Here is a 10,502-nt window from a genome sequence, read left to right on the forward strand (position 1 = left end):
TATATCACTTTCACTTAGTCATCAGTTCTTCTTAATTCGTCTGTAAGGTTTCTATTTTTCAAATAGGTTACACTTGAAAACATAAAACATATTATAAGCATAACCACTGATAATATAAGAAGTGATTGCCATGGGTATATAAACTTAAAATACAATAATTTACTCTTTACTGCTTTCCCTAAAAACCATATAATTGTGCTACCTATTAATAGTGTCGCCAATATGAGAATTCCCCAGTATCCTATTCCCTCATAGAAAATCATTCTCCACAGTTGACTTTTTGTCAACCCAAGGCTCTGCATCACAGCAATCTCTTTTCTTCTGACCGATAGTGTCGCAGACAGCATATTTCCGTAATTCATGATTCCAATAACTAAAATAACCAAGGATAATCCGCCTAGAATAATGTTTGCCGTATCAATCCTGTTTTGTTCCAATTCTAGTAATGTATAATTTGCCTCTAGATAGAATGTATCCATTACCCCGATTTTTTGATTTTCTTTTTGTACGAGCTGTGCTAATTTTTGATTTATCACTGCATCGTCTTCGCCCTCCTCAATGTCAAAAGAAATGTCAAATGTCTTTTCCGGGAGCCCCAGTTTTTCAAACGCTTTTTTCGTCATAATGAAATAGTTGATGTTATTTCCAAACGAAGTAGTCTGCAGTTCAGGAAAGTATTTCTCGGTCATATCCATGTATCCTGCGCAAGCAAGACTACCTTTTTCATAATTCGTGGTATTGCTCTCCTGATCCCCATAAGCGTCAAGCGAGTAGAATGTTATGGGTTCGCCCAATGTCTTTTCCGTCTGATCTACCAACTCCTGAGACAGTTCATTATAATGCAGTAAAATACACCCTTCCCCTGATGCAAACCGATCCATATCAACAACCAAATCTCTGTCCGCAGCGTAGCGTTCCAGTTCAGTAACATATGACTCATCTACAATCTGAAGTGTTGCAAACGCCAGTGCTTTATCCGGATCATCCAGCGACTGTCTTCTGGGTTGCAGAGCTCTATCAGTAAGGAAGTCAATAACTGCGTAACTGCCTTTAGCAGTTTTTATCGTAGTCTGATTTATTCCTTCCATCTTGTAAATCGTATCCAGCATTTCCGCTGAAAGTACGGGCGTATCATCGTTTATCTGATCAGGCACCATTTCAGGAAACCGGAAAATCCCGGTTAATATTCCAATCCTGAAGTCAGGATTTTGTTCGATCCGATTCGTAATGTCTGTTCCTGTCATAATAACTTCTGCACCTAAAGCAGTAATACATCCAATTAGCAGAGATCCCACACTAATAATCAATCTCTTTTTGGATCTTGTAATATTCCGCCAGGCCATTTCTAATATCAGGAATCTGGTTGCTAAATTTTGTTTCTTTTTTGTTCTATTCCCTGTTTCGATATAGCGGATGGAATCAATCGCATTCCATTTTATGACCTGTCGAAGTGCAAGTCCAGTTGCAAAGAATGACGTTACAAACATAAGGACTCCTGCTCCTGCCATAAATACTGGATAGAAACCTGTAACATCGCTCTCGCCCAGACCCTGCATGAACAATTTCTGTAAAACGGTCGGAAGGAATAGTTTTACGATAACAATACCCGCCACAGCCCCTATGCCGATGCCTTTGAGGATATTCCATATGTTTTGATAATATACAATTCTTTTTAACTGCTGCTCTGTCGTACCAAGTACTTTCATCATTCCATACTGACGGATTTCTTTCCCCATTGTAATAGACACTACATTAAAGATCAGCATGAAAGCACAGAGGATTACCACGATTCCGCATCCAACTGCAATAGAGACACTCCCGAATACGCCTTCCACACTTTGTTTTACCATTGGATTTTCAGCGAATACCTGCTGTGCGGCATATTCCATTGTCAGATCTGAATACAGTTTTGTTTCAATGCCTCTTTCATCCTGTAAGGAACCTGTTACTGCCATGATCTTATCTGCTGGAAAGACGGGGATCTCCTGTTGATCCAGAAAGGCTTTTGAAACATATGCTTCTGGCTCCGTTACCGAGAAGTCAACATAATCTGTGTAATATCCGCTTAATGAAAATAAATTCGTTTCTTCTGCTCCTTCTGACAGTATTGTTCTAAGCTCAATCTCCATTCCAATTACCGGATGATTGATCTCCATTTGCTGTAGGCTGGAAGCCGATAACATGATCTCATCGGCTTTTTGAGGATAACTTCCAATTATATCTGTATATGCCGGCATCATCATTTTTTCATATGCGCTATCATCGAGATAAATAAGTTGGCCTTCCCAATAATCTTGGAATGTGGCTGATCCTACAGTCTTTTTAATCCCGGCATCTATAATATATGGAAGGCTTTTCATCTGCTCATATTGTGTCTCGCTTCCGTTTTCCAATGATACCGTAGCGACTGTTCCCATTCCCCGTATATCAATCAGATAATCAGAACGTATTTTACCATATGCAATGGAAAAAGCAGAATAAAGTAGAAGCACTGACATAGCGATCGCAAGTATCAAAACTTTGTTCTGCCTTTTATTATCTTTATAATAAGCCTGTGCCAGTTCTTTAATAACCAACTGATTATTGTTGCGAGTACTCATATGTTTTCTCCCTCTTGACAGATTTCCCCATCTTCTATACGGACGATACGGTCTGCCATCTGTGCGACTTCTTCATCATGTGTGACAACCACTAATGTCTGATAAAATTTCTGTGCAAGTACTTTCATTAATCCAATTACCTCCATACCGGTACGGGAATCAAGATTTCCTGTAGGTTCATCAGCTAGTACGACAGCAGGACGGGTAATCAGCGCTCTGGCTATAGCCACCCGCTGTTGTTCGCCCCCGGACAGAGTATATGGCGTCTGCTCTCTTTTACTCTGCAACCCCAGTGACTTTAGAAGCATCTCAGCGAATTCCCGATCTATTTTACGTCCATCTAATTTCAGCGGCAGGACCATGTTGTCATAGACATTCAAAACAGGAAGTAATTTAAAATCCTGAAAAATAAAGCCGATATTACGACGTCTGAATATTGTTTGCTCATTCTGCGACATCTGCGCCAGTGGTATTCCTCGCACAAATATTTCTCCTTCTGTGGGCGAATCCATTGCCCCAAGTAAATTAAGTAATGTTGTTTTTCCACTGCCTGACGCCCCTGCAATGGCAACAAACTCACCTTCTTTTACAGTGAAATCCACTCCATTCAAGGCATAAACATTATTTTCCCCCATCCGGTATATCTTCCGTAAGTTCTTCGTCATAATAATATTCATCACGTAATACCTCCTTTACGCACAGAATAACAGATAAATCTCTCAAATTAGTAACAAAGCGGGAACTATTTTCAAGTTCCCGCTTTTGGCAATATAATCGACATAATTAAGCCAGAGTCCTTTCGTTTTACTTTCATAAATCCATCATGCTTCTGCACAATTTCTCTTGTTATAAACAGACCCATGCCATAACCTTCTTCATTAGAAATATTCTTTCCCCGATAGTAAAGCTGAAATATTTTATTTTCCTCTCCCTTTTCAATCCCTGTTCCGCTGTCTTCAATACGAATTTCCGAAAACATCTCGTTGGAGATCAACGTCACTACAATATCGGTGGATACCGGGGAGTATTTTATGCTGTTGTCCAGCAAATTGCATATCGCTTCACAGAGCCAATTCCTGTCATGTATTACTTTTTTATCCGCATCTTCCCCTTGTACAATGATGTTGATATTTTTCTCTTCTGCCTTTTTCCGTACCTGAAATACAGCCTGTGCTACCGTTTCTTTCAGATTTCTGTCACATTTGTGAATTTGGATGATCTGGTTCTCCAATCGTGCCGCTACAATGAATTTTTCAATCAGAAAATGAAGCTTATTCTCTGATTTCTCCACAGCTTTAATATATGTCTCTTTTTCTGACTCTTCAATTCTGTTATCGTCAAGCAGTGTCAGATATGTTTCCATATTGGATAACGGTGTTCGTAATTGATGAGCAATTTCCGCCAATAATTTCTTAATCCCATCACGTTCACTCTCTACAAGCGCAGTGATTCCTCCATACATTTTCTGCACTCTCTGAATCTGCGAAAAGATTTTGGATGTAAGAGTATCATTCTGAACAGAATAATAAGAAATATCTTTTTTCTGCAGCAAATCATCCAGATAAACCGATATTTCTCCCAACTCACTCTGATATTCTTTCTGCCGGTCAATCCATAAAAAGTATAATCCCGCCAATAGTAATGCCAATAAAAACAATAGTATCCAATTCTTTTGATAGACCAAAATTATCGTAAAACATACAACTATAACTGTATTAATTCCCACTATGCTTCTTCTCATCATAACCTGCCTCTTATTCTCCGAATGTATATCCTACCCCAAAAACATTTTTAACGTAAACCGGACTGGATGGATCAGGTTCTATTTTTTTTCTCAATCTATTGATAACTACCGTCAGGGCATGGTCATCTACAAAATTATTGTCAGCATCCCATATTTTCTCCAGTAACATTTCTTTGGTTACAATATTTCCCCGACTTGCTGCTAAAATAGACAAAACTTTCCATTCCTTTATCGTAAGTTTAATTTCCGTGTCACAGTTCCATACTTTTCGCTTATCAAAATCAATCCGCAGATCTTTATACTCCATGATATTACCTGATCTGTTGCGTTTTAAGATCACTTCAACCTTCTTTAATAAAACTTTCGGTGAAACAGGCTTGGTTACATATTCCTGACATCCGGCTTCATATCCTTCCAGTATATCTTCCTCATCATCCTTAGCCGTCAGAAAGATTACAGGTATCTCTTTATATTTAAGAAGTTTTTTGCAGAAATCTATCCCTGAAGTTCCCGGCAAACCGACATCTGCAATTATAACGTCCGTCTCTTTATCCAAATACCACTCCGCCTCTTTTGCGTTATACGCCTGTAGTACTGTATATCCTGCTTTACAAAAAAATATTTTTAGTGCTTCATTCATCTGAGCATCGTCTTCAACTAATAGAATTCTCATTTGCCACACCTTTCCATCTAATTATGCCTATCATACCACACCGCCAGACAACTTGTCAGCCTGTTACCGCTACGCGATTTATTGTCTTTCCGGTGCATAAACCGCCGTCACTATTTTGTCTTCTCCACTCTCAATCTTCACATAGTAATCCCGAATATAATAACTGACATACTGCTCCTGCAGGGAGTATAACTCCTGTGTCTGAAAATCAATCATACACAAGCCTATCGGACATTCCGAATCTCCGTCCTCATCTATTACATCAAGCAGTTTATCCAAACATGTCTGGCAGAGATATCCTCGCACCTTATCTACAACAAAATAATTTTCCTCACCGTATTCTATCCGCACCTCTGAGATCCTTCGAACATGGTTTTGATCCACACGAAAAATACAGCCGCCTTCTCCTGTCGCTGTAATCCTTGAGGAGTTCTGACCACTCATAGTTTCGTCTTCAGCTTTTCCAACACCCATATCCAGAACATACCAATTATTCAATGAAATGATTCCCAGATCATCTTTCCCCCGATACATTCCCATCAGGCTCCGACTGTTGCTGCCACACAGACAGCATTCTTCTTTATTATCCAAAGTGCTCTTTACTAATCCTTGTGTAATCTGGCATTGCTCACTTTCCTGAGAATCCATCTGCAGCGTTGAAGCACGCATTGCCGGAAGGCACAAACCAATCGAAAGGCCGGCTAGGAACATCAGGCTGCCAATAATTATTGTAATCCGATATCGTTTCATCCACTCACCTTATCATCCTTTTAGTTGTATAAACTAATTCTATTAGAGTTACTATAACAAAGTCCAGATACAAATTCATCATATAGTGCGTATTTCATCGCTTTTTTCTTCATATTCTGCCAATTTTATCCAATAGAAAAACCTGTGGTTTCCCACAGGCTCTTTACTCTTTCTCCGCTTCCTCGATCATCACGTCCAGAATGCGGTAAATCTTATTTTGTTCTTTCAACGGCAGTTTCCTTATCCGCTCCTCACGTTCAATGTACTGTTCATATTGTTTTACGTTCAGGACATCCGCCAGCAGATCATCTGCAGATGCGCCGATTGCATTGGCAATCTTAATAAATGTTGCAAGTTTCGGATCTTTCACATTACATTCGATGGCGCTAAGATAGGTACTGCTGATTCCGACTTTTTCTGCCAGACGCTCCTGCGTCAGCCCTGCGGCGACTCTCCCCGCCTTTATTCTTGTTCCTATTCCTTTCATCGCACCACCTCCGTTTTCTATATCTATTAGTTAAAATCATGTACCTCTAGTATATGTATTTCCATCTCATCAAAACAGTATCTATTCGTTATATAGCCTCAATCTATTTGATTGACTTTCTTCTGTCACAGAAATGTCTTTAAGTGGCACATTCATGCGATTGTAACGGTAAATCCCATATGCTAAGATTGGTATTGTCAAAATTATATGCAGACGGAATACAACACACGGGATGCGCCTCTGTTCCCGGACGGTGTGGTATTTCAGGAGGTGAGAACAAACTACAACTTCATATTGATTCGGAAAGCAGTCTGATTGGCCAGGCTGCTTTCTTTTATGCTTGCGGCATGGACCGCAAAGGAGGCTGGAAACTATAAGCACCACCGGAGTCTCCTCTGAGGTTCCGGTGCAACTAAAGGAGGTACTTACGTGATTAACCCAAACCAGAAACACCGCAGGATCAACCGTGGCGCTGTCCTTTATGCAGCCTTTCTTTTTACAACGCTGCTGATCGGGAACGTACAGCCAGTCCTCGCCGCAAACATGTGGGATAAAGCGAAAGAGATCATGCAGGATGTCTATAACCAGATTGTCCTGATCTCCACGATTGCCGCTGTCGTTACAGCTTCTGTGGCTCTACTTCTGATGAATTTTTCGAAATCCGGCAAGACCGTGGATGAGTCCAGAGCATGGCTGAAACGAATCATTATTACCTGGGCCATCTTAAACGGCTTAGGTTTTATTATGGCCTACATCACCCCCTTCTTCGCTGGCGGACAGTGGAACGGTTAAAAGAAAGGGGGCGTTCTCTTGGGCATTTTAGACGGGATCGTGGAATGGATCGCAGAGCAGGTGATGAATGCGCTGGATCTGATTACCACATCCGTACTTGGTGCGCTGGGCTGCTCTATGGACACCTTCCTTCGTTATTTTCCAGCGGCGGAAGACATGTATGAAATCTTTGTTGCCCTTGCACTGGGCCTGGTCCTCTTAAATTGGATCTGGCAACTGTTCAAAAACTATTTCGCAGGTATCGGGGTGGAAGCGGAAGATCCGATCAAACTGTCTATTATGACGTTTATATTTATTTTCCTGATTTTCTATGCCAACGATATTGTAAATCTGCTTCTCGATCTTGCAGGTACTCCGTATAGCTGGATTCTTTCCGAAGATCTTCCACCGCTTGAGTTCGGCAGTTTTAACTCCGTTATCACAGTCATCTTAGGAGTCTGTGCAAACGGGGCTGTGGCTATTATCGCGCTGATTCTGGTTCTGATCCTTGCATGGAACTATATCAAATTACTATTTGAAGCTGCAGAGAGGTACATTCTTCTCGGAGTGCTCGTTTATACTGCGCCTGTCGCCTTTGCGACCGGTGCTTCAAAGGCAACATCCAATATTTTCAAGAGCTGGTGCCGGATGCTCGGCGGCCAGTTTTTTTTATTGCTGATGAATGCCTGGTGCCTGCGGCTGTTTACAACAATGGTCGGAACCTTTCTCGCCAACCCACTTTCTCTATAAAGGAGGAATTCATGAAACATAAGAAAACTCTTATTCTCCTGCTCCTTGCAGTCTGTATCCTGTTCTGTTTCTCCAGTACTGCTTTTGCGGCAGAGCTGACAGAAGCAGAGGTTGAGCAGGCTGTGGCGGACCAGGGAAAAGAAACCGTAACCGGAAATATATTTATCTGGTTTCTATGCGCCATTGCTTTCCTGAAGGTATCGCAAAAGATCGACAGCTTCATGGCTTCCCTCGGAATTAATGTCGGCAACACCGGCGGGAATATGATGGCAGAACTTTTAATCGCCGGCCGCGGTCTTTCAGGCGCCCTCCGTGGTCATGGTGGCGGAGGCGGATACCGCAAAGCATCGTCGCCCGGAAGCGCCGCAGTTGGCGGAAGTTTTCTCTCCGGCGGGCTCGCCGGTGCAGTCGGACGACAGATGGAACGCAGTGCTGTCAATGCAGCGACCGGTTATTCCGAAGGCGGCAGCATCGGGAATTCCATGTATCAGTCTTCCCTGCAGAAAGGCGGAGATTTCGCCAACCGGGTGATCGGTGATATTGCCAAAGGCAGCTACGGACAGGTCGGTTCAATTACCGGTGATGATGCTGCGAAAGCCTACGCTTCCTATATGGGATTGCGCTCTGGCGATACAGAAGGCACATCTACCTCTGAACCGCTCCCGCAGTACTCCAATATGGAGATTGGCGGCGGACGCATTACCGGTACAGAAACTACAGATGGAACATCCCGGGATTTTGCCATGTATCTATCGGATCAGTATATGGCTCCCACAAACGGCGACTATGAAACCGTTCAGTCCGTAGACGGTGCCACCTGGTATAAACAATACGCACAGGACACAGTAGAAAAGAAACCTTATCAGGATGACAACGGAGCCGTTGCCTACCAGGAATCCATTGTCCAGAAAGTTCCGCCTGCTCCTGCGCGTAAGGATCGCATCTAAATATGGCGGAACAACAGAGTGGATTGGATGAAGCAGTTCAGGTAGGCACATCCGCTGTTTCCCATATCCGGTCGCTTCGAACCTTCTCCCTATTTGCCAAGAGTGCAAAAGGCGCTGCTGTCGCAGGACCTTTGGGAGCTGCCCTCAGTCTTGCAATCGCGAACCGGCATACCATCTTGAAAATCCTGGCAGCGCTCCTTGCGATTCCGATTCTGGCAGTCCTTTTTATTCTTATGCTCCCCGGCCTGATCTTCGGTTCCTTAACCGATGATACCGGCGCACTCAATGATAATGACCTGATCCAGAAGAACCTGCAAAGCGCAAACCAGGCAATCGTCGAGGTGCTGGAAGAGTGCCATGATGAAGTTCTGGCTGAGGTTAATGCAGCCATTGAAGCTCTTCCAGAAGGGGATACTGCTGTAATCACAGATCCCTATGCCAATCTGATTGCTGTCAATGCCAATCAGTTGATTGCCCAGTTCTGTGCAAGTCAGGAGGATTTCAAAAATATCAACACAAACCAACTAAAGGCACTGATCCGGGAAAACAAAGAAGGGCTTTTTTCTTATACTGTTTCTTCTGAGGAGGTAACTGTAGAAGCAGAAGAAGGTTCCGAGCCAGTAACTTTTATCCGGCATACCTATTATATTCAATATGCCGGGGATACTTATTTTTCAGACCATGTGTTTCATCTGGACGATGAACAGAAAGAGCTTGCTTCTGACTATGCGGAAAACCTGACCACATTTTTTGGAGGAAGCGCCTCTGGTGTGGCCGTTGCCAACGTCTCTGCAGAAGTCGAGGCTTACCGAAGCACTGTACAGCGGATTGCGGCTCAATATGGCATGAGCGATTACGTGGAACTTGTTCTGGCTGTGATGATGCAGGAATCCGGCGGACAGGGAAGTGATCCCATGCAGGCATCTGAGAGCGGTTATAACACACGCTACCCAAGAACGCCCGGAGGGATTACAGATCCGGAATATTCTATCGAATGCGGGATACAGGCACTCAGAGCCGTCCTGACAAAAGCAGGGTGTACCGGGCCGACCGACCTGGACCGGATTAAATTGGCCCTTCAGGGCTATAATTTCGGTTCCGCTTACATTGACTGGGCAATGGAACGCGACGGCGGATATACGAAAGAAAACGCAGCCGCCTATTCTGATATGATGTGTTCCCGCCCAGGCTGGAACTATTCCGTATACGGCGATAAGGACTATGTGGATCATGTTCTGAGATATTACGTGATCATGTCAACCGGTGGAAATTATCCGGCAAACGGAATGCAGATCCCACTCTACATCCAGACCGAATATTCCAATATTCCTTACGGGTCCGGTTCTATTGCCGACTGTGGCTGCGGGCCTACGGCTTTCGCCATGATTGCAAGCTATCTGACCGACTCGACGATTACTCCTGCAGATGCGGTCGCATGGTGCGGAAACGCTTACTATTCGTTTGGATATGGAACAAAGTGGTCCTATTTTCAGGCAGCCTCCGATCACTTCGGATGCGGAACTGTTACAACAACTACGGATGCGAATACCGTGCTGCAGTCTCTCTCCCAGGGCTGTCCGGTAATCTCTTCTCAGATGCCGGGCCTGTTTACTTCCGGCGGACACTTCATCGTGTTGCGGGGAGTTACTGCAAACGGTAAAGTCCTAGTCAATGATCCGAATGACAGTGACCAAAAAAACTATGTAAACCGGAAATTCGATATGATGACGGAGATTCACGCAACCTCCCGTCAGTATTGGATTTTCCCTGCAAAATAAAG

At 43.4% G+C, this 10,502-nt stretch carries 10 protein-coding genes; 4 read left to right on the forward strand and 6 right to left on the reverse strand.

Features of this window, described 5'->3' with window-relative positions:
• Positions 1-14 precede the first annotated feature (14 nt).
• The 6 genes from FGQ86_RS03140 to FGQ86_RS03165 form a co-directional block, all read right to left on the reverse strand.
• On the reverse strand, positions 15-2,600 hold the full coding sequence (locus FGQ86_RS03140) for an FtsX-like permease family protein (protein ID WP_138302963.1): 2,586 nt from the start codon (positions 2,598-2,600) through the stop codon (positions 15-17).
• On the reverse strand, positions 2,597-3,277 hold the full coding sequence (locus FGQ86_RS03145; protein ID WP_138302964.1) for an ABC transporter ATP-binding protein: 681 nt from the start codon (positions 3,275-3,277) through the stop codon (positions 2,597-2,599). Before FGQ86_RS03145 ends, FGQ86_RS03140 begins: the two co-directional genes overlap by 4 nt.
• Before the next feature lie 71 nt (positions 3,278-3,348).
• A complete protein-coding gene (locus FGQ86_RS03150; protein ID WP_138302965.1) occupies positions 3,349-4,344 on the reverse strand; it encodes a HAMP domain-containing sensor histidine kinase in 996 nt (331 codons plus the stop codon).
• A 10-nt stretch (positions 4,345-4,354) separates the two neighbouring features.
• Entirely contained in the window at positions 4,355-5,017 is a 663-nt protein-coding gene (locus tag FGQ86_RS03155) for a response regulator transcription factor (RefSeq protein WP_138302966.1), read from the reverse strand.
• A 78-nt stretch (positions 5,018-5,095) separates the two neighbouring features.
• The gene (locus FGQ86_RS03160; protein WP_138302967.1) at positions 5,096-5,767 is read right to left on the reverse strand and encodes a hypothetical protein; all 672 of its coding nucleotides are present in this window, start codon (positions 5,765-5,767) and stop codon (positions 5,096-5,098) included.
• 163 nt (positions 5,768-5,930) lie between these two features.
• Positions 5,931-6,254 carry a helix-turn-helix transcriptional regulator gene (locus tag FGQ86_RS03165; RefSeq protein ID WP_087150776.1) on the reverse strand — a complete coding sequence of 108 codons (324 nt, stop codon included), beginning with the start codon at positions 6,252-6,254 and terminating at the stop codon, positions 5,931-5,933.
• Positions 6,255-6,683: 429 nt separating this feature from the next.
• Here FGQ86_RS03165 and FGQ86_RS03170 point away from each other — a divergent pair, with 429 nt between their 5' ends.
• The 4 genes from FGQ86_RS03170 to FGQ86_RS03185 are packed head-to-tail and all read left to right on the forward strand — an operon-like array spanning position 6,684 to position 10,500.
• Entirely contained in the window at positions 6,684-7,046 is a 363-nt protein-coding gene (locus FGQ86_RS03170) for a fimbrial protein (protein WP_171031501.1), read from the forward strand.
• Between the two features lie 18 nt (positions 7,047-7,064).
• Entirely contained in the window at positions 7,065-7,775 is a 711-nt protein-coding gene (locus tag FGQ86_RS03175) for a hypothetical protein (protein WP_087150775.1), read from the forward strand.
• An 11-nt stretch (positions 7,776-7,786) separates the two neighbouring features.
• The gene (locus tag FGQ86_RS03180; protein WP_138302968.1) at positions 7,787-8,722 is read left to right on the forward strand and encodes a hypothetical protein; all 936 of its coding nucleotides are present in this window, start codon (positions 7,787-7,789) and stop codon (positions 8,720-8,722) included.
• 2 nt (positions 8,723-8,724) lie between these two features.
• The gene (locus FGQ86_RS03185) at positions 8,725-10,500 is read left to right on the forward strand and encodes a lysozyme family protein (RefSeq protein WP_138302969.1); all 1,776 of its coding nucleotides are present in this window, start codon (positions 8,725-8,727) and stop codon (positions 10,498-10,500) included.
• Positions 10,501-10,502: the final 2 nt, after the last annotated feature.

It is taken from the genome of Clostridium sp. BSD2780061688st1 H5 (genome assembly GCF_005845155.1).
Classification (GTDB): domain Bacteria; phylum Bacillota; class Clostridia; order Lachnospirales; family Lachnospiraceae; genus Claveliimonas; species Claveliimonas intestinigallinarum.